This is a genomic window from Serratia sp. JSRIV001 (genome assembly GCF_019968745.1).
In the GTDB taxonomy this organism is placed as follows: Bacteria; Pseudomonadota; Gammaproteobacteria; order Enterobacterales; family Enterobacteriaceae; genus Chania; species Chania fonticola_B.
Map to the genome: position 1 here is coordinate 5,209,842 of NZ_CP074147.1, position 18,985 is coordinate 5,228,826.

An 18,985-nucleotide genomic window follows, 5' to 3' on the forward strand; every position below is an offset into this window, starting at 1 on the left:
AACGTGCTGGATAGAATCAAAGTCTGTTTTACCGAGAGTATCCAAACCCAGATTGCGGCGGCGGAAGCCTTACCTGACGCGATATCCCGTGCCGCGATGACCCTGGTTCAATCGTTATTGAACGGCAACAAGATCCTGTGCTGTGGCAACGGCACTTCGGCGGCTAACGCTCAGCATTTTGCCGCCTGCATGATCAACCGCTTTGAAACCGAACGCCCCAGCCTGCCCGCGATCGCGCTAAACGCCGATAACGTGGTGCTGACCGCCATCGGCAACGATCGTCTGCATGATGAAATGTATGCCAAACAGGTGCGGGCACTCGGCCACACCGGTGACGTACTGCTGGCGATTTCCACCCGCGGCAATAGCCGTGATATTGTAAAAGCGGTCGAAGCTGCGGTAACGCGTGATATGACCATTGTTGCGCTTACCGGCTACGATGGCGGAGAGTTGGCGGGTTTACTCGGCCAGCAGGATGTGGAGATACGTATCCCCTCTCACCGCAGTGCACGCATTCAGGAGATGCATATGCTTACCGTCAATTGCCTATGCGACCTGATTGATAACACATTGTTCCCCCACCAGGACGATTAAAGGAACTGAGATGAAGCTAAGAGCCACATTTGCAGTGCTGTTCAGCGCCCTACTGTTGCAGGGTTGCGTCGCGGGCGTTGTCGTTGGCAGCGCCGCGGTTGCCACCAAAACGGCGACCGATCCACGCACCGTAGGCACACAGGTCGATGACGGCACGTTGGAAGCCCGGGTCGAAAATGCCATCAGCAAAGATCAGCAACTGAAGAAAGAAGCCCGTGTCGTAGCCACCGCCTATCAGGGCAAAGTGCTGCTGACCGGCCAGGCTCCTACCACCGAGCTCGCCAGCCGGGCGAAACAGATCGCACTTGGCGTCGATGGTGCCGCTGAGGTGTATAACGAAATTCGCCAGGGCACGCCGGTCAGCCTGGGCACCGCCTCTTCCGATACCTGGATCACCACCAAGGTGCGTTCGCAGATCCTGACCAGCGATACCGTCAAATCTTCAAACGTGAAGGTCACTACCGAAAATGGCGAAGTGTTCTTGCTAGGTTTGGTGACACAGCAGGAAGGCCAGTCTGCGGCGCAGATCGCCAGCCAGGTTAGCGGCGTGAAGCACGTGACAACGGCGTTTACCTACGTTAAATAATCTCGTGAGTCGGGTCTTGGGGTGATCCAGATACCCCATAGACCCTGTATCACGATCACTTCAGATCGTTCGCCTTGAGAAATCCTTCGCCACCCAACTGGCGCATCTGACGCATAATCCACTGTTGGCGCTGGATCACGTACCCCGAAGGGGCACCGGCCTTGAAACGATGTGGATTAGGCAGCACCGCCGCCAGCAGGGCCGCTTCCGAGGCCGTCAGACGGCTTGCCGGCTTGTGGAAAAAGTGCTGAGCCGCCGCTTCCACGCCAAAGATACCGTCACCAAACTCGACGATATTCAAGTACACCGTCAAAATACGCCGTTTGGTCCATACCAGCTCAATACCTGCCGTTAGCCCAACCTCCAGCCCCTTGCGCAGCCAGCTGCGCCCATCCCACAAAAACAGGTTCTTTGCCGTTTGCTGGGAAAGGGTAGAAGCACCACGGATGCGCGTTGGCCGTTTTTCATTATGGCTGATCGCCTTTTCAATAGCCGCCACGTCAAACCCCCAGTGATCGGGGAATTTCTGATCCTCTGCCGCCATCACCGCCAGCGCCATCGAGGGGGCAATATCGTCCATCGCTACCCAGTCGGAATGCGCCACATAGCCGAAATCCCCACTCAGCCAGGCACCGAGCTGCCGCTCCACCATCACCGCAGAAAACGGCACCGGCAGAAAAGCGAATAGAATGATCCCCACCAGCCACAGGCCAATAACCGCAAGAACGCCTCGTTTAAACCAAAACCACAGGCGAACAATCCACGATTTACGAGAAAACCTTATCATTCCACCAGATCCAGCACTCGTGACACCAGCTTATCAATTCCCTGCGCTGCCTCGCCGATCGACTGGGCCAACATGTAGGCCGGGGTCGTGACAACCTTGTTTTCAATATCAACTACGATGTCATCTACCGGGCAGATCACCGGCTCACCGCCCATAGCATCAATCACTTCCCCCAGATCGGGATCGTTACCAATGGTCAATCGCAACGGTTGATCGAGAACTTTCGGCAACAGCGTGGGCGCAATGCACATCAAACCCATTGGTTTGTTTCTCTTATGCATTTCCAGAATAAGCTTAGACAAATCGGGATCCACTGAACATTCCGCCCCTTGCGTGGCAAAGCTGCTCAAATTCTTCGCCGCACCAAATCCACCGGGCACAATCAGGGCATCCAACTGCTCGGCATCGGCCTGTGAAAGCGCCTGAATTTTGCCACGAGCGATGCGCGCCGACTCCAGCAAAACGTTGCGACTCTCTGGCATTTCTTCGCCGGATAAATGATTAATAACATGTAGTTGTGCCTTATCCGGTGCAAAGCAGACCGCTTGCGCACCGGCACGATCCAGAGCCAGCAAGGTGAGCACCGCCTCATGGATTTCTGCCCCGTCATAAACACCACAACCACTCAGCACTACAGCGACCTGTTTCATCGACATTCTCCCAGCCAGGACCGCCGGCAAAGGCAGGCCCAGAGGCGACAAATACTAACTACATCACATATTTTAATGATTCTTCTAACAAGAGCGCTTACATTTGCTATGTTGTTCGCTGTATGATGTATACGAATTTCGTACCACCTGCTCTACCAGAACGCTAAAAACCAATACGCAGGTTAATGATTTCCCTGGTGTTGGCGCAATATTCGCGCACCCCGGCCTCGGCTGGGGTCATTTTTTTTCAGCGTTCTCTACCCAAGCTCGCAGCACCGCCACGTCATTGCGCCACTCCTGCTTCAGCTCATCGACCCATTCTTGCACGTTGTCTTGCCAGGCTGGTAACGTTGGCGTCTGGATCTGCTGGGCCAGCTGTTGCAGATGTTTTAGCCCGACGGAGCCAGCGGCACCCTTGATTTTGTGCCCTTCTTCGGTGATCCCTTTCTCGTCCTTCGCGGTCATGTTGGAATCCAGCACCGCCAGATACCCCGGCATAACCTGTTCAAACATCGCCAGGCTCTGATGGATCAGCTGCGGCCCCACCAGATCCATGTACTGCTCCAGCATTGCGGTATCCAACAACGATTCATTAATCTGCATCGACTTTTGCTCCGTTTTCTTTGTGGTATGTTGGGGTTGATGATCCCAGTAATGTTTGATCATCTTGGTCAAGGCCGGTACCGACAACGGCTTGCTCAGCACATCGTCCATGCCCGCTTCAAGATACTCTTTCTTGTCTTTCAGGACATTAGCTGTCAACGCAATCAGCGGCGGCAACGAGCGGCCCGCATAACGCTCGCGCAGCTCACGGGCGATATCCAGCCCGCTCATGTCTGGCAGTTGGATATCCAGTAGGGCCAGATCGAACTCGTCCGGGTCGAACATGGCTAACGCATCGCGGCCGTTCATGGCTACCGCAACGCTATTGCCCAGCTTCTCCAACACTGAACGGGCCACGATCACGTTCAGTTCGATATCTTCCACCAGCAGGATATGCAACGCCGGTAGCGGCATTTCTTCCACCGCCTGGACCTCATTGACCACTTCGTCCACCGCAGGCGCCTTGATGGTCAAGGTGAAGCAAGAACCGTGCCCTTGTGCGCTGTTTACCGTGATATCTCCGCCCATACTCTGCGCCAGCCGTTTGGAGACCGCCAGACCGATCCCGGTGCCGGTCGCCGGACGCCCGCCGTTCTGGTCTTTGACCTGATAATACATGGCGAAAATCTTGTCTTGCTCATCCTGCGGGATCCCCATGCCTGAGTCTTCAACCTCAAACACGATCTGTTCCTGCTCTTCGCGCCTGACGCGCACCACGATCTGGCCTTGCTGGGTGAATTTCACCGCGTTGCCGATCAGGTTCCACAGGATCTGACGCAGGCGTGTGCCGTCCGTAATGATTTTCTCCGGTAGCGGTAACTCGGGCTCCATCACGAACTGCAGCCCTTTCGGCTGCACCAGCAGGCCGGAGAGGTTCTCCAGATCCGCCAGGAAGCCGGTAAAGTCGACCGGCTGATTGTCCAACTGGACCTTACGCCGCTCGAGTTTATCCATCTCGATGATGTCGTTGAAAATATTACCCAGGGTGATGGCACTGACGTGGATGGTTTTCAAATACTTCAGTTGCTCATCGTTCAGTTCGGTATCGAGCAGAATACGGCTCAGGCCGACGATGCCATTAAGCGGCGTACGAAGCTCGTGGCTGATCGTTGAGATAAAGGTAGTCTTATCCCTGCTGGCGTTCTCCAGCGCGTCCTGATAGCGCTTACGCTCGGTTATATCGCGGCCAAAGCCCATCAGCCCGTGACGTTTGCCCACGCGGTCGTAAAACGGCACCTTGCGCAATTCAAAACAGGCCTTGCGACCGTCTGGGTACACCAACCATTGTTCATAGGTCAGGGAGACGTTATGGCGGAATACTTTCTCATCGGTTTCGATGACTTTTTCGGCGATCTCTTTGCTGTAGACATCAAAGGGGGTCAGGCCGATCAGCTGTTTTTCACTCTTGCCGGTCAGCAGCTCCATCGCCCGGTTGCAGCCGGAAAACTCTTTTTCTTCGTTGCGGTAGTAAACCAGATCGGGGGAGGCATCGAGGAAAGAGCGTAGCAATGCTGATTGTTGGCCCAACTCCACCTGCGCCTGTTCGCGCTGCTCCATCTCTTCGGTCAGCTTATCCATCACCTGTTGGCGATCTTGCTCCGCCTTGATACGGTCGGCAATTTCCTGATTGAGCTGGCTGATGTTCTCTTGCATCTGCTGGTTCAGCGCGAGATCGCGATTGCGCATCTCCTCAAGCTTATCCACCAGCCGAGCCAGGCGCTGGCGCGACTCTTCCAGTTGCTCTACCACCACCGAAAGGAAATAAACCGCCCACGGCGTGATCAGTAGACCGAAGAAGATGGAGCGCACCACGTCGATGCTTTCCACTTCACCACGCAACAGCATGGTGACCGCCATCTGCACCACCATCGCCAGTATCACCAGCGCTGAAGCCAGCAACAGTGAAAAGCGCACCAGCCCCAGTTTTACCATCAAATCAACGTAGTACTGGGCTAACACCCGGATTTGCTTCATGAGCCATTCCCAACAGACATAATCTCTCAAATCATACCGTAAAATGCGGTCAAGATAAGAAACCTTACTGTGAACTGTGGGAATGGTTGCAATTCGCAACCTGAGAACAGGGTTTTAAGGCTGGTATTGCTGGCCTACGGCCAAAGCCGAACCCTGACCACCCTGCCGCTGAAGATAGCCGCCGACGGCCTGCATGCCGTTCCAACGGTTTTCGCACCATAATGGTGCCAACAGGGTGGGCCGACGGGCGCTGGCCGAGATGCGGTGGTAGATAATCTCCTTCGGCGTATGGCGGATCATTTCCCCGGCGCTGAATGCGTAATCTTCCAGCGACAGCTCGGGCAAACGCCCCGCCTGCCAGGCTCGCGCCATGGTACTACCGGTGACAATATGCAGCGGGTGCAGCTTGATGCCGTCTACCCCGCTCTCAGCCACCGCTTGCAGCGTAGCCAGATGATGTTGATGAGTCTCACCGGGCAGGCCAACGATCAGGTGGCTGCATACCTTCAGGCCGCGCTCCCGCGCCAGGCGGCTGGTCTGCTGGTAACAGGAGAAATTGTGGCCACGGTTGATGCGCTTTAGTGTTTTATCGTGCGCCGTTTGCAGCCCCAGCTCCAGCCACACCTCGAAGCCCTGCTCACGGTAGCCTGCCAGCAGATCGAGCGCCGCTTCCGGCACACAGTCTGGCCGGGTGCCGACACAGATACCCACCATCTCGGCCTGCGTCAGCGCCTGCCGATACATGTTGGCCAACAGTTCGACTTCGGCATAAGTGCTGGTATAGGCCTGGAAATAGGCCAGATAGCGCTTGGCCCGGTTAACCTTCTGCGCCTGAATGGCCAGTTGCTCCGCAATGCTTTGCTGCTGCATCTGTTCATCGGCAAAAGAGGCCACGTTGCAGAAAGTGCAGCCACCGCGCCCCAGCGTGCCGTCGCGGTTCGGGCAGCTAAACCCACCGTGCAGCGTGAGTTTGTGGATCTTCTCCCCATAACGGCGCTGAAGATCGCTACCAAACATATTGACTAATTGCGGCAACTGCATAATCTTGGTGTCTCTCTGTGTTTGAAGGCCGTTATGCTAATAAGAAACGGCTTTTCCCGCGATGACAGGGATCAACGCTTTTCCCCAAAGGCCGCCGTAGGCATAACTATTCATTATTAGTGCAAATAAAATCATTTTTATCTCGATGAAAGTTTCTAATCCTCAGCGCACTGTTAACAGCTTTATGACAAAGCGGTGAAAAATAGTTATAAACAACAATAAATATAAATTTACCAGAATAAAACTCTGGCATTGCCGCCAGCACTAGCATGGTGCAGAGATTCAGGCATTGCACTATAGTGAGACAGCTCACATTTTTGCGGCACTCCCCCTGCCTTTCCATCGAGCCAAAACCGTCTGAAAAAACTTATTTTTCATCATCATAAACCTCATGCAAGCCATCAAAATCCCTGTTAAGCCCATATTTGACCTGCGTATTCTTTCTCGCTAAGTTGGAGGTCCGCTGGAAGCTTTCTGGACGGGCAAACGTCTCGTCATAATTATGCAGTAATTTAAGACTCCCTCTTAAAACAAGTCATTTACCACTTGTGAGAACCGTCACGAGAGGCCATTGATGGAGGGCGGAAAAGCAGATTGGCGATATTAACCTTGCTGATTGGACTTCTGCCTGAAATTGAGCAGGCCCTTCGCAGTGGGTTGTAAGAGTCACACAGAGCCTGGGGAGGTTCACTGATATGCTGTACGATAAATCCCATGAGAGGGACAACTGTGGTTTCGGCCTGATCGCCCACATAGAAGGCGAACCTAGCCACAAAGTGGTGAGGACCGCTATTCACGCACTGGCCCGCATGCAACACCGTGGTGCAATTCTTGCTGACGGCAAGACTGGCGACGGTTGCGGCCTGTTATTGCAAAAGCCCGATCGCTTTTTCCGCATGGTGGCGGAAGAGCGCGGCTGGCGTTTAGCCAAGAACTACGCCGTTGGCATGATGTTCCTTAGCCAGAACGAAGAGGAAGCCCGTGCCAGCCGCCGCATTGTTGAAGAAGAGCTGCAGAACGAAACGCTGTCGATCGTCGGCTGGCGCGAAGTTCCTACCAACCCGGACGTTCTGGGTGAGATCGCCCTCTCTTCCCTGCCGCGTATTGAACAGATTTTCGTAAACGCCCCTGCGGGCTGGCGTCCACGTGATATGGAACGCCGCCTGTTTGTAGCCCGTCGCCGTATCGAGAAGCGCGTCCAGGATGACAGCTTCTATGTGTGCAGTTTCTCCAACCTGGTGACGATCTACAAAGGTCTGTGCATGCCAGCCGATCTGCCACGCTTCTATCTGGATCTGGCCGACCTGCGGCTGGAATCGGCCATCTGCCTGTTCCACCAGCGCTTCTCAACCAATACCGTGCCGCGCTGGCCTTTGGCACAGCCGTTCCGCTATCTGGCGCACAACGGTGAGATCAATACCATCACCGGTAACCGCCAGTGGGCACGTGCCCGTACCTACAAGTTCCAGACCCCGTTGATCCCGGATTTGCAAGCAGCTGCGCCTTTCGTTAACGAAACCGGCTCCGACTCCAGCTCACTGGATAATATGCTGGAACTGTTGCTGGCAGGCGGTATGGATCTGATCCGTGCCATGCGTTTGCTGGTGCCACCGGCCTGGCAGAACAACCCGGATATGGACACCGATCTGCGCGCTTTCTTTGACTTCAACTCGATGCACATGGAGCCGTGGGACGGCCCGGCAGGCATCGTGATGTCCGATGGCCGCTACGCCGCCTGTAACCTGGACCGTAACGGTCTGCGTCCGGCGCGCTACGTCATCACCAAAGACAAGCTGATCACCTGTGCCTCAGAAGTCGGCATCTGGGATTACCAGCCGGATGAAGTCATCGAAAAAGGCCGCGTCGGGCCAGGCGAGCTGATGGTGATCGACACCCGCAGCGGCAAGATCCTGCACTCAGCTGAAACCGACAACGATCTGAAAAGCCGCCACCCGTATAAAGAGTGGATGGAGAAGAACGTTAAGCGTCTGGTGCCGTTCGAAGACCTGCCAGAAGATCAGGTGGGCAGCCGCGAGCTGGATGACGCCACGCTGGAAACCTACCAGAAGCAGTTCGGCTACAGTAGCGAAGAGCTGGACCAGGTGATCCGCGTACTGGGCGAGATCGGCCAGGAAGCCACCGGTTCGATGGGTGACGATACCCCGTTCGCCGTGCTTTCCAGCCGTCCACGCATCATTTATGACTACTTCCGCCAGCAGTTCGCTCAGGTCACCAACCCGCCGATCGATCCGCTGCGTGAAGCCCACGTCATGTCTCTGGCCACCAGCATCGGCCGCGAGATGAACGTATTCTGCGAAGCCGAAGGCCAGGCGCATCGTCTGAGCTTCAAATCGCCGATCCTGCTGTATTCAGACTTCAAGCAGCTCACTACGCTGGAAGGCGAATATTATCGTGCCGACACGCTCGATCTGACCTTCGATCCGGCGGAGCAGGATCTGGAACAGACCATCCATGCCCTGTGCAATGAAGCGGAACGTAAAGTCCGTGACGGCGCAGTGTTGCTGGTACTGTCCGATCGTGCCATCAGCAACCAGCGCCTGCCGGTGCCGGCGCCAATGGCGGTGGGGGCAATCCAGACCCGCCTGGTGGACAAAAACCTGCGCTGTGATGCCAACATCATCGTTGAAACCGCCAGCGCCCGCGACCCGCATCACTTCGCCGTGTTGCTGGGCTTTGGTGCCACCGCCATCTACCCGTATCTGGCCTACGAAACGCTGGCCAAGCTGGTCGACAGCCAGGCGATCGACAAGAAATACCGCGACGTGATGCTGAACTACCGTAACGGCATCAATAAAGGGCTGTACAAGATCATGTCCAAAATGGGCATCTCGACTATCGCCTCTTACCGCTGTTCCAAACTGTTTGAAGCCGTTGGCCTGCACCGTGACCTGTCCGATCTCTGCTTCCAGGGCGTGGTCAGCCGCATCGGCGGTGCCAGCTTCAGCGACTTCCAGCAGGATCTGCAAAACCTGTCCAAACGCGCCTGGCTGAAACGCAAGCCGCTGGATCAAGGTGGCCTGCTGAAGTTCGTCCACAACGGCGAGTACCATGCGTATAACCCAGACGTGGTGAACTCGCTGCAAAAAGCGGTGCACAGCGGTGAATACAGCGATTACCAGGCTTATGCCAAGCTGGTGAACGAGCGCCCGATTGCTACATTGCGCGACCTGCTGGCGATCACCCCGAAAGGCGCGCCGATCCCGGTCGATCAGGTTGAGCCCGCCGAATCACTGTTCAAACGCTTCGATACCGCCGCCATGTCCATCGGGGCACTCAGCCCGGAGGCTCATGAGTCGCTGGCGATTGCCATGAACAGCCTGGGCGGTTTCTCCAACTCCGGTGAAGGCGGTGAAGATCCGGCGCGCTACGGCACCAACAAGGTGTCCCGGATCAAGCAGGTGGCCTCTGGCCGCTTCGGCGTGACGCCAGCCTATCTGGTGAACGCCGACGTGATCCAGATTAAGGTCGCCCAAGGTGCCAAGCCGGGTGAAGGCGGTCAGTTGCCTGGCGATAAGGTCACGCCGTATATCGCCAAACTGCGTTATTCGGTGCCGGGCGTGACCCTGATCTCACCTCCGCCGCATCACGATATCTATTCGATTGAAGATTTGGCACAGCTGATTTTCGATCTGAAACAGGTGAACCCGAAGGCAATGATTTCGGTGAAGCTGGTTTCCGAGCCGGGCGTGGGCACCATTGCCACCGGCGTAGCGAAAGCCTATGCCGATCTGATCACCATTGCCGGTTACGACGGTGGCACCGGTGCAAGCCCATTATCTTCAGTTAAATATGCTGGCTGCCCATGGGAGCTTGGCCTGGTAGAAACCCAGCAGGCACTGGTGGCCAACGGCCTGCGCCACAAGATCCGCCTGCAGGTGGATGGTGGCCTGAAAACCGGCGTGGACATTGTCAAAGCAGCCATTCTGGGTGCAGAGAGCTTTGGCTTCGGCACCGGCCCGATGGTGGCGCTGGGCTGTAAATACCTGCGTATCTGCCACTTGAACAACTGCGCGACCGGCGTAGCAACTCAAGATGAAAAACTGCGCCGCGATCACTATCACGGCCTGCCAGAGCGCGTGACCAACTACTTCCAGTTTATCGCTCGGGAAACCCGCGAGATCATGGCTACGCTCGGCGTCAGCCAACTGGTCGATCTGATTGGCCGCACCGAGTTCCTGACCGAGCTCGACGGGATCTCCGCCAAGCAGAACAAGCTGGACCTGTCTCCATTGCTGAAAACTGCCACACCGCACGCGGGTAAAGCCCTGCACTGCACCGAAAGCAGCAACCCGCCGTTCGATCAGGGCGTGCTGAACAAGGAGCTGATGGCACAGGCGCAACCGCATATTGAGGCCAAGCACAGCAAGACCTTCTATTTCGATATCCGTAACACCGATCGTTCCGTCGGCGCGACCTTGTCAGGAGCCATTGCCACCCTGCATGGCGACCAAGGGATGGCCGCCGATCCGATCAAGGCGCATTTCTCCGGAACCGCAGGCCAGAGCTTCGGCGTGTGGAATGCCGGCGGCGTTGAGCTGACCCTGACCGGCGATGCTAACGACTATGTCGGTAAAGGGATGGCCGGTGGCCGTATCGCCGTGCGTCCTCCGGTAGGCTCTGCCTTCCGCAGCCACGAAGCCAGCATCATCGGCAACACCTGCTTGTACGGCGCAACCGGTGGCAAGCTATTCGCTGCAGGCCGTGCCGGGGAGCGTTTCGCCGTGCGTAACTCCGGGGCAATTACCGTGGTTGAAGGCATTGGCGATAACGGCTGTGAATACATGACCGGTGGCATCGTCTGCGTCTTGGGCAAGACCGGCATCAACTTTGGTGCGGGTATGACCGGCGGCTTCGCCTATGTACTGGATGAAGATGGCGAGTTCCGCAAACGCGTCAACCCGGAACTGGTGGAAGTGCTGGACGTCGATCAACTGGCGATCCATGAAGAGCACCTGCGCGGTTTGATCACCGAACACGTGCAGTTGACCGGTTCATCACGGGCAGAAGAGATCTTGGCTAACTGGCCGGTTTGGGCGCCGAAGTTTGCGCTGGTCAAACCGAAGTCCAGTGATGTCAAAGCATTGTTGGGTCACCGTAGTCGTTCCGCAGCCGAGCTGCGGGTTCAGGCGCAGTAAGGGGTCATTGAATGAGTCAGAACGTTTATCAATTTATCGACCTGCAGCGCGTTGATCCGCCAAAAAAACCGCTGAAGATCCGCAAAATTGAGTTTGTAGAGATCTATGAACCCTTTTCGGAAACCCAGGCGAAATCGCAAGCCGACCGTTGTCTGTCCTGTGGCAACCCCTATTGCGAATGGAAATGCCCGGTTCACAACTATATTCCGAACTGGCTGAAGCTGGCGAATGAAGGCCGCATCATGGAGGCGGCGGATCTGGCACACCAGACCAACAGCCTGCCGGAAGTGTGTGGCCGCGTTTGTCCGCAAGATCGCCTGTGCGAAGGTTCCTGTACCCTGAACGACGAGTTTGGCGCGGTGACCATCGGCAATATCGAGCGTTACATCAGCGATAAAGCCATCGAGATGGGCTGGAAGCCGGATATGTCCCACGTGCACCCAACCGGTAAGCGGGTAGCCGTTATTGGTGCTGGCCCGGCGGGCCTGGCCTGTGCGGACGTATTGACCCGTAACGGCGTCAAAGCGGTGGTTTACGATCGTCATCCAGAGATCGGAGGTTTGCTGACCTTCGGCATCCCGGCCTTTAAGCTGGAAAAAGAGGTGATGGTAAAACGCCGTGGCATCTTCAGCGAGATGGGTATCGAGTTCCAACTCAATACCGAGGTCGGCAAAGACATCACCATGGATGCGCTATTGAGCGAATACGATGCGGTGTTCCTCGGCGTAGGTACCTACCAATCAATGCGTGGTGGATTGGAGAACGAAGATGCACCTGGCGTGTACGATGCGCTGCCGTTCCTGATCGCCAACACCAAGCAGCTGATGGGCTACCAACCAGAACAACACGAGCCGTATGTCAGCATGGAAGGCAAGCGTGTGGTCGTGCTGGGCGGTGGTGACACCGCCATGGACTGCGTACGCACCTCCATTCGTCAGGGCGCGACTCAGGTCATCTGTGCCTATCGCCGGGATGAAGCGAACATGCCGGGTTCCAAACGCGAAGTGAAGAATGCGCGTGAGGAAGGGGTCGAGTTCCAGTTCAACCTACAGCCGTTGAGCATTGAGCTTAACAGCGCGGGGCGCGTTGCTGGCGTCAAGATGGTGCGCACTCAGTTGGGTGCCCCGGATGCCAATGGCCGCCAGGTTGCCGAACAGGTACCTGGATCCGAGCACGTGATCGACGCCGATGCGGTGGTGATGGCCTTTGGCTTCCGCCCACACCAGATGGACTGGTTGGCCGCGCACGATGTGCAGTTGGACAAGCAGGGCCGCATCGTCGCACCGGAATCGGTCGATAACGCCTTCCAGACCAGCAATCCGAAAATCTTCGCTGGTGGCGATGCGGTTCGCGGTTCCGATCTGGTGGTTACCGCGATTGCCGAAGGGCGCAAAGCTGCCGAAGGCATCATGTGTTATCTGGAAGTGTGATTTAAACCTCTACGTTCTCCCAAAGGGTCGGCTTGCCGGCCCTTTGCTTTTACCTTCCAGATAACCAACTTGCCGATCGACAGACAATAAAAAAGGCGCAACCTGAGTTGCACCTTTTTCCCTGCCTGCCGTAGCTTACTTCACGACACGCAACGCCGGACGTCCACCACCGCGTGGCGGCTGAGGCGGTTCATCATCAGGGCCGTTATCGTCTTCCAAGCTATCCTGACGATCGCTATCAACCACTGACATCAGGCTACCCGTAGGGCTAGACACCTCTTCCAGCCCTTCGAAAGCCCCTTCATCTTCATACTTGGCTTCCGGTTCAAACAGGGTACCAGCCCCGTTCTCCCGCGCATAAATCGCCAGCACGGCCGCCATTGGCACCAGCACCTGACGAGGAACGCCACCAAAGCGCGCGTTGAAGGTCACTTCGTCGTCGCCCAATTGCAGGTTGCCTACGGCACGCGGAGCAATGTTCAGCACAATCTGACCATCGCGTGCAAATTCCATCGGAACCTGCACGTCTGGGCGCATCACGTCCACGACCAGATGCGGAGTCAGTTGGTTATCCAACAGCCAGTCATAGAATGCCCGCAAAAGATAAGGACGGCGCGGGGTCATCTGAGACATATCCATGATGCTTAGCCCCGAGTCTGCAGGCGCATTTCGCGCTCGGCTTCGGTCAGAGAGGCCAGGAATGCATCACGCTCGAAGACACGGGTCATGTAACCTTTCAGTTCTTTGGAGCCAGCACCGCTCAGTTCGATACCCAGCTGCGGCAAACGCCACAGTAGCGGGGCCAGGTAGCAGTCTACCAGGCTGAACTCTTCGCTCATGAAATACGGGGTCTGGCCGAAGATTGGCGCAATCGCCAGCAGTTCTTCGCGCAGTTGGCGGCGTGCTGATTCAGCTTCCTGGCCGCTGCTCTGCTCGATTTTGTACATCAGCGTGTACCAGTTTCTCTCGATACGCAGCATCATCAGACGGCTTTCACCGCGTGCCACCGGATACACCGGCATCAACGGCGGGTGAGGGAAACGCTCATCAAGGTATTCCATGATGATACGGGATTCATACAGCGTCAGCTCGCGATCGACCAACGTCGGTACCGTTTGGTATGGGTTGAGGTCGATCAGATCCTGCGGCAGATTATCGGGTTCTACCTGCTCGATCTCGACGCTGACGCCCTTTTCCGCCAGTACGATACGTACTTGATGGCTAAAGATGTCGGTCGGGCCAGAGAACAGCGTCATTACCGAACGTTTGTTGGCAGCGACAGCCATGAAAACCTCCAAGTTATCTAGAAAATACGGCGAATAGCCAAAATATCCATCACTCCACGAGCCATTGCGTTGTTGCCGCCTAGCTACGACGTGAAATTGATTGGGTATCTCAGGCTGCTATCCTGAATAATCGTGACCGCAAGCCCGCAGCTCACAGATAAACCTTAGGTCTGGAAAACGGCCTCGGAGGTAGACTGACAGCACTGCACGGCGAACAGGCGCAAAAGTGGGTGATAGTTTACCAGATTTTGACTGTTTTGTGGTGGCTATGCGTTGATTTATCACCTAGCTCACTGATTTTAATAAAGTTTAATCTGATTGCAGGCATAAAAAAACCCGCCGAAGAGGCGGGTTTTTCGCGTAAATCGTCCTGCCGAAGCAGAAAAAATTAACGCTTGGAGAACTGCGGACGGCGACGTGCTTTACGCAGACCGACTTTCTTACGCTCAACTTTACGCGCGTCACGAGTGACGAAGCCAGCTTTACGCAATTCACCACGCAGAGTCTCGTCGTACTCCATCAGTGCACGGGTGATACCGTGACGGATAGCGCCAGCTTGACCAGAGATGCCACCACCTTTAACGGTGATGTACAAATCGAATTTGCCAACCATGTCGGTCAGTTCCAGCGGTTGACGAACTACCATGCGGGCAGTTTCGCGACCGAAGTACTGTTCCAGGCTACGCTGGTTAATAACGATGTTACCACTGCCCGGCTTGATAAAAACGCGAGCGGCGGAGCTTTTGCGGCGACCAGTGCCGTAGTATTGATTTTCAGCCATTGCCTATAATCCCGATTAGATGTCAAGAACTTGCGGTTGCTGTGCCGCGTGAGTGTGCTCGGTGCCCGCGTAAACTTTCAGTTTACGGAACATTGCACGACCCAACGGACCCTTTGGCAGCATGCCTTTAACCGCGATTTCAATCACGCGCTCAGGACGGCGGGCAATCATCTCTTCAAAGGTCGCTTGCTTGATACCACCGATGTGGCCGGTGTGGTGGTAATACACCTTGTCTGTACGCTTGTTGCCGGTTACAGCAACTTTTTCTGCGTTCAGAACGATGATGTAGTCACCGGTATCAACGTGCGGGGTGTATTCCGCTTTATGCTTGCCGCGCAGACGACGAGCCAGTTCAGTAGCGAGACGGCCTAAAGTTTTACCGTCTGCATCAACAACATACCAGTCACGTTTTACGGTTTCTGGTTTAGCTGTAAAAGTTTTCATTAGAAAGCTTACCCAATAATTTAGTTACACGTAGGTGTTCACCCAACGCTCGAAAACAGTTGAGGCTCACACGACCATACAAGTCCAGCAAACCTACCCCTTCGAATAGCCATTGCCGGCACTATACAAAGTTTTGGGAAAAAAACTTTGTTGTAACGTGGGGTCGCAAGATTATAGAGAAGTCGCTCACAAAGGTCGACCTGTTTTTACCGGGAAAACGGATTTAGCGCAGGGGACCGATTTGGCGACGATAATCGGGGGCGAAACTGGGCCTGAAAGCCAGGCCCGAACGCCTGTTTACGGCAGATGAGGCAGCTTCAGATACTCCTCGCTCTGCATCTCCTGCAGGCGGGACAGGCAACGCTGAAACTCGAACTTCAGCTGTTCACCCTGGTAGATCTCGAACATCGAGGCTTCGGCGGCGATCACCAGTTTGACATGGCGCTCGTAGAATTCGTCCACCAGCGCCAGGAAGCGGCGGGCGGTATTTTCCTTCAGCGGCCCCATAATGCGCACATTATACAGCATCACGCTGTGATAGAGGCGTGACAACGCGATGTAATCCAGTTGGCTACGCGGCTCTTCACACAGGGTATGAAAATCGATCGCCAATACCCCTTCCACCGCGCGCAAGGTGGGCATTGGCCGGTGATTGATTTGCAGCACCGGAGCTTCTTCCCCGGCGTGGCCCGCCAGCTTGAGGAAGATGTGGTCCATCGTGTCCTGCGTTTGCTGGCTGAGCGGGGTCAGATACAGATGGGCCTGCGTCAGGGTACGCAAGCGATAATCGATGCCTGCATCCACGTTCATCACGTCGCAATACTCGTTGATCAAATCGATCGCCGGTAGGAAGCGTGCGCGTTGCAGCCCGTTACGATACAGATTGTCCGGAATAATGTTAGAGGTAGCCACCAGCGTAATACCGCGAGCGAACAGCGCCTGCAACAGCGTTGCCAGCAGCATGGCGTCGGTAATGTCGGAGACAAAGAACTCGTCAAAACACAGCACGTCCGTTTGCGCCTTGAAGCCGTCTGCGACGATCTCCAGCGGGTTTTCCTGCCCTTGCAGCTCCGTCAGCTCTTCGTGCACCCGCAGCATAAAGCGGTGAAAGTGCAGCCGCAGTTTGCGATCGCCGGGCAGGCTGTGGAAAAACAGGTCCATCAGCCAGGTTTTACCCCGGCCAACGCCGCCCCACATATACAGCCCCTGCACCGGCCGCTGCGTGGTGGTTTCCTCACTCTTACCTAACCAACGGCTAAGCAGGTTACGACGCTTGCCAGCGTTAGCGGCGGCAGGAGCCGGGAGCTGCTGCAACGCCTGATAGATCTGATCCAACTGCGTGACGGCCTGGCGCTGAACCGCATCGGCCTGATATTCCCCCGCCTCCAGCGCCTGCTGGTAGCGTGATAACGGTGACTGTGCCTGCATGTATTCGCAATCCCTAACAACGCTGAGAATTTATTTATCCAATTTTCGCGGCGGATGGCAGCCGCTTCGCACCCTGATCGCCACATTTATCGGCGTTATACCCCAAGAAAACCCCTGCAAACTGCAGGTATTGGCTTATCAGGATTCCACTCGGACAAGGTTAACGGTTATAGTGGATATTATTAAGTGAAAAATCCCTGCGGAACAACGAAGTCAAAATAGGAGTCATCATGACCTGGGAGTATGCGCTGATTGGTTTGGTGGTCGGTATCGTGATCGGTGCGATAGCGATGCGTTTTGGTAACAGTAAATTACGTCAGCAACAGGTGCTGCAAAACGAACTGGATAAAAGCAAAACCGAGCTTGAAGAGTACCGTCAGGAGCTGGTTGGCCATTTTGCCCGCAGTGCTGAACTGCTGGATAACATGGCGCGCGACTATCGTCAGCTGTATCAGCATATGGCGAAAAGCTCCAACAACCTGCTGCCGGATCTGCCGATGCAGGACAACCCGTTCCGCTATCGTCTGACCGAAGCGGAAGCGGATAACGATCAGGCGCCAGTGGAAATGCCACGTGATTACTCCGAAGGGGCCTCCGGCCTGCTGCGCGGCGCTCCACGCGGTAACTGATTCCCCGTTATACTGACCCGTGGGGCGATCCCACGGGTTGTTCACTTTGTTCGTCCCTAATTCCCCGCCCTGACCATGCTTACTCTTGACGATTAAGTGAACTTTTCGCGTAAATTCATTGTCCTAGACTACATAAATGGTATTGCTATGGCAGTATCGTAAAAAATTTCACCGGCAGATTTTGAGAGAGCTATAACCAATGATGAAAAGATCTTTAATTCTTAGTGCATTAGCAATGAGCATTAGCCTGGCATTTGCCTCCGTCCCGGCAGCCAACGCAGCCATGCCGGCCGCCGTTGCGGGTGAATCGCTGCCAAGCCTGGCACCCATGCTGGAAAAAGTGCTGCCCGCCGTGGTTAGCGTGCGTGTAGAAGGCACCCAGGTACAACGCCAGCCACAGCTGCCAGAGCAGTTTAAATTCTTCTTTGGCCCGAACATGCCTACACCGAAAGAAAGCACTCGCCCGTTTGAAGGGCTGGGTTCCGGTGTGATTATCGACGCGGCGAAGGGCTACATCCTTACCAACAACCACGTCATCAACAACGCCGACAAGATCAGCGTGCAGCTCAATGATGGCCGCGAATATGACGCCAAGCTGATTGGCCGCGACGAACAGTCTGACATTGCCCTGCTGCAGGTCAGCGATGTCAAAAACCTGACGGCGGTAAAAATCGCCGACTCCGACAAGCTGCGTGTTGGTGACTTCGCCGTAGCCGTCGGTAACCCGTTCGGCCTTGGTCAGACGGCAACCTCCGGCATCATCTCCGCACTGGGCCGTAGCGGCCTGAGCCTGGAAGGGTTGGAAAACTTCATCCAGACCGATGCCTCCATCAACCGTGGCAACTCCGGCGGCGCGCTGGTGAACCTGAACGGTGAGCTGATCGGTATCAACACCGCGATCCTGGCACCGGGCGGCGGCAACATCGGTATCGGCTTCGCCATTCCAAGTAACATGGCACAGAGCCTGAGCAAGCAGCTGATTGAGTTTGGTGAAGTGAAGCGCGGCCTGCTGGGCATCAAAGGCAGTGAAATGACCGCCGATATGGCGAAAGCATTCAATACGGATGCCCAACGCGGAGCCTTTATCAGTGAAGTAATGCCAAAATCCGCCGCAGCCAAAGCCGGGATCAAAGCCGGCGATATTCTGGTCTCCCTGGATGGCAAGCCGATCAGCAGCTTTGCCGAGCTGCGTGCCAAAGTGGGTACCACCGCACCGGGCACTACCGTTAAAATAGGCCTGCTGCGTGAAGGCAAACCCATGGACGTTGCCGTCACCCTGGATAACAGCGAAAGCGTATCAACCAATGCCGAAACGCTGTCGCCTGCGCTGCAAGGTGCCTCCCTCACCAACGGTGCGCTGCCAAACGGTGATAAAGGCGTGAAGATCGACAAGGTGGATAAAGGCACTCCGGCGGCGCAGTTTGGCCTGCAGAAAGGGGATGTGATCATCGGCGTCAACCGTCAGCGCGTTGAAAACATCAACGCACTGCGTAAACTGCTAGAAGCTAAACCGGCGGTGATGGCGTTGAACATCGTACGTGGCGACGAAAACATTTATCTGTTGCTGCGTTAATTTGTTGCGAAACCGGGCGCGTC

Annotated in this window: 15 protein-coding genes; 6 read left to right on the top strand and 9 right to left on the bottom strand. The window is 55.7% G+C overall.

Going from position 1 to position 18,985, the window contains the following annotated elements; all coding sequences use genetic code 11:
• Positions 1-3: 3 nt before the first annotated feature.
• Together diaA and dolP are read left to right on the top strand one after the other, a co-directional pair.
• A complete protein-coding gene (gene diaA, locus KGP17_RS24140) occupies positions 4-594 on the top strand; it encodes a DnaA initiator-associating protein DiaA (RefSeq protein ID WP_021806942.1) in 591 nt (196 codons plus the stop codon).
• 10 nt (positions 595-604) lie between these two features.
• The gene (gene dolP / locus KGP17_RS24145) at positions 605-1,180 is read left to right on the top strand and encodes a division/outer membrane stress-associated lipid-binding lipoprotein (protein WP_021180667.1); all 576 of its coding nucleotides are present in this window, start codon (positions 605-607) and stop codon (positions 1,178-1,180) included.
• Positions 1,181-1,235: 55 nt separating this feature from the next.
• Here the strand turns inward: dolP and mtgA are convergent, their stop codons facing one another.
• The 4 genes from mtgA to KGP17_RS24165 form a co-directional block, all read right to left on the bottom strand.
• Positions 1,236-1,967 (bottom strand): monofunctional biosynthetic peptidoglycan transglycosylase, encoded by a 732-nt coding sequence (mtgA, locus tag KGP17_RS24150; protein ID WP_059198977.1) that lies wholly within the window; start codon positions 1,965-1,967, stop codon positions 1,236-1,238.
• Entirely contained in the window at positions 1,964-2,617 is a 654-nt protein-coding gene (gene elbB / locus KGP17_RS24155; protein ID WP_021806944.1) for an isoprenoid biosynthesis glyoxalase ElbB, read from the bottom strand. Before elbB ends, mtgA begins: the two co-directional genes overlap by 4 nt.
• 237 nt (positions 2,618-2,854) lie before the next feature.
• Positions 2,855-5,194, bottom strand: coding sequence for an aerobic respiration two-component sensor histidine kinase ArcB (gene arcB / locus KGP17_RS24160; RefSeq protein ID WP_223498524.1), 2,340 nt, complete (start codon positions 5,192-5,194; stop codon positions 2,855-2,857).
• A gap of 114 nt (positions 5,195-5,308) precedes the next feature.
• Positions 5,309-6,235, bottom strand: a complete 927-nt coding sequence (locus tag KGP17_RS24165; RefSeq protein WP_059198978.1) for a TIGR01212 family radical SAM protein — start codon at positions 6,233-6,235, stop codon at positions 5,309-5,311.
• A gap of 695 nt (positions 6,236-6,930) precedes the next feature.
• Between KGP17_RS24165 and gltB the strand changes: the two genes are divergently transcribed.
• Both gltB and KGP17_RS24175 read left to right on the top strand, forming a co-directional pair.
• Positions 6,931-11,391, top strand: a complete 4,461-nt coding sequence (gene gltB / locus KGP17_RS24170) for a glutamate synthase large subunit (RefSeq protein WP_021806947.1) — start codon at positions 6,931-6,933, stop codon at positions 11,389-11,391.
• A gap of 11 nt (positions 11,392-11,402) precedes the next feature.
• The gene (locus KGP17_RS24175; RefSeq protein WP_021806948.1) at positions 11,403-12,821 is read left to right on the top strand and encodes a glutamate synthase small subunit; all 1,419 of its coding nucleotides are present in this window, start codon (positions 11,403-11,405) and stop codon (positions 12,819-12,821) included.
• Positions 12,822-12,956: 135 nt separating this feature from the next.
• On the opposite strand, the gene sspB is transcribed toward KGP17_RS24175, so the two are convergent.
• The 5 genes from sspB to zapE form a co-directional block, all read right to left on the bottom strand.
• Positions 12,957-13,460, bottom strand: a complete 504-nt coding sequence (gene sspB, locus KGP17_RS24180) for a ClpXP protease specificity-enhancing factor (RefSeq protein WP_037376229.1) — start codon at positions 13,458-13,460, stop codon at positions 12,957-12,959.
• A gap of 5 nt (positions 13,461-13,465) precedes the next feature.
• The gene (gene sspA / locus KGP17_RS24185) at positions 13,466-14,107 is read right to left on the bottom strand and encodes a stringent starvation protein SspA (RefSeq protein ID WP_021180676.1); all 642 of its coding nucleotides are present in this window, start codon (positions 14,105-14,107) and stop codon (positions 13,466-13,468) included.
• 388 nt (positions 14,108-14,495) lie between these two features.
• Positions 14,496-14,888 carry a 30S ribosomal protein S9 gene (gene rpsI, locus KGP17_RS24190; protein ID WP_021180677.1) on the bottom strand — a complete coding sequence of 131 codons (393 nt, stop codon included), beginning with the start codon at positions 14,886-14,888 and terminating at the stop codon, positions 14,496-14,498.
• 15 nt (positions 14,889-14,903) lie between these two features.
• Complete coding sequence (gene rplM / locus KGP17_RS24195) at positions 14,904-15,332, bottom strand: 50S ribosomal protein L13 (RefSeq protein ID WP_021180678.1); 429 nt, start codon at positions 15,330-15,332, stop codon at positions 14,904-14,906.
• 297 nt (positions 15,333-15,629) lie between these two features.
• Positions 15,630-16,760 (bottom strand): cell division protein ZapE, encoded by a 1,131-nt coding sequence (zapE, locus tag KGP17_RS24200; RefSeq protein ID WP_223498525.1) that lies wholly within the window; start codon positions 16,758-16,760, stop codon positions 15,630-15,632.
• 230 nt (positions 16,761-16,990) lie between these two features.
• On the opposite strand from zapE, the gene zapG reads away from it, so the two are divergent.
• Entirely contained in the window at positions 16,991-17,389 is a 399-nt protein-coding gene (gene zapG / locus KGP17_RS24205; RefSeq protein ID WP_021806950.1) for a Z-ring associated protein ZapG, read from the top strand.
• Positions 17,390-17,588: 199 nt separating this feature from the next.
• Positions 17,589-18,962 carry a serine endoprotease DegQ gene (degQ, locus tag KGP17_RS24210; protein ID WP_021180681.1) on the top strand — a complete coding sequence of 458 codons (1,374 nt, stop codon included), beginning with the start codon at positions 17,589-17,591 and terminating at the stop codon, positions 18,960-18,962.
• The last annotated feature ends 23 nt before the right edge of the window (positions 18,963-18,985 follow it).

Coding starts and splice junctions, on each gene's coding strand:
- dolP (WP_021180667.1), top strand. CDS start 605: ATGAAGCTAAGAGCCACATTTGCAGTGCTGTTCAGCGCCCTACTGTTG.
- mtgA (WP_059198977.1), bottom strand. CDS start 1,967: ATGATAAGGTTTTCTCGTAAATCGTGGATTGTTCGCCTGTGGTTTTGG.
- elbB (WP_021806944.1), bottom strand. CDS start 2,617: ATGAAACAGGTCGCTGTAGTGCTGAGTGGTTGTGGTGTTTATGACGGG.
- arcB (WP_223498524.1), bottom strand. CDS start 5,194: ATGAAGCAAATCCGGGTGTTAGCCCAGTACTACGTTGATTTGATGGTA.
- KGP17_RS24165 (WP_059198978.1), bottom strand. CDS start 6,235: ATGCAGTTGCCGCAATTAGTCAATATGTTTGGTAGCGATCTTCAGCGC.
- gltB (WP_021806947.1), top strand. CDS start 6,931: ATGCTGTACGATAAATCCCATGAGAGGGACAACTGTGGTTTCGGCCTG.
- KGP17_RS24175 (WP_021806948.1), top strand. CDS start 11,403: ATGAGTCAGAACGTTTATCAATTTATCGACCTGCAGCGCGTTGATCCG.
- sspB (WP_037376229.1), bottom strand. CDS start 13,460: ATGGATATGTCTCAGATGACCCCGCGCCGTCCTTATCTTTTGCGGGCA.
- sspA (WP_021180676.1), bottom strand. CDS start 14,107: ATGGCTGTCGCTGCCAACAAACGTTCGGTAATGACGCTGTTCTCTGGC.
- rpsI (WP_021180677.1), bottom strand. CDS start 14,888: ATGGCTGAAAATCAATACTACGGCACTGGTCGCCGCAAAAGCTCCGCC.
- rplM (WP_021180678.1), bottom strand. CDS start 15,332: ATGAAAACTTTTACAGCTAAACCAGAAACCGTAAAACGTGACTGGTAT.
- zapE (WP_223498525.1), bottom strand. CDS start 16,760: ATGCAGGCACAGTCACCGTTATCACGCTACCAGCAGGCGCTGGAGGCG.
- zapG (WP_021806950.1), top strand. CDS start 16,991: ATGACCTGGGAGTATGCGCTGATTGGTTTGGTGGTCGGTATCGTGATC.
- degQ (WP_021180681.1), top strand. CDS start 17,589: ATGATGAAAAGATCTTTAATTCTTAGTGCATTAGCAATGAGCATTAGC.